Raw genomic sequence first — 702 nt, forward strand, 5'->3', positions numbered from 1 at the left:
CCGCTGGCTTGTGCGAGGGAGCGCGCGCGGGGGGCGCGCCCCGGGGCGGCCGGGCAGCGGCCGGGGGCCGTCTTCGCATCGTGGGGGACGGCTCGCGACCCGCGCAACAGTTCCGACGACATCCCGGGGGTGAGGAGGGGACACGGCCGGCCGGTTCCGGGCGTCCCCGGAACCGACCGCCTCGGGTGACCGGGCTGCTGTCCCCTGCCGACCGGTCACGCGCGCCGGGACGAGGTCCCACGACGCACTTGCAGTACGCCGCACGCCCCGGCGGAGCCACGCGTGGTGCTCTACCTGCGCGCCGCCCCTGGCTGGTGCGGACACCGGGACCAACGAACCTCCGCCGGGCCCGGTCACGCGCCGTACGGGTGAGGATGCGCCCGAACTCAGATGCGGGCCCGGACACGGCCTCGCGCACGGGCTCAGACGCGGCCCCGGCACAGCTCCAGCATCGTCATCGCGAGCGCCGTGCCGGGCTTCCCCAGGGCGTCCCTGTAGTGGGCCAGGACCTCCATCTCGCGCGACAGGTTCACGCGGCGCCCGCCCGAACCGATGCGGGCCTCCTGGATGACGGCCGAGACGGCCATCCGTTCCTGGATCAGGCCGATGATCCTGTCGTCGAGCGAGTCGATGCGCTCCCGGGCGTTGCCGATCAGGTCCGCGGCCTCTTCGGTGCGGGCGCCGGTCCGCTCGGTGCGGGGG

1 protein-coding gene is annotated in these 702 nt (G+C 75.4%); it reads right to left on the bottom strand.

The features are described 5' to 3' along the window. Window positions 1-422: 422 nt before the first annotated feature. A partial coding sequence (locus E2E34_RS34860) for a chorismate mutase (protein ID WP_138905787.1) occupies window positions 423-702 on the bottom strand: 280 nt, incomplete at its 5' end.

Source organism: Streptomyces albidochromogenes (assembly GCF_005981925.1).
Lineage (GTDB): Bacteria > Actinomycetota > Actinomycetes > Streptomycetales > Streptomycetaceae > Streptomyces > Streptomyces albidochromogenes.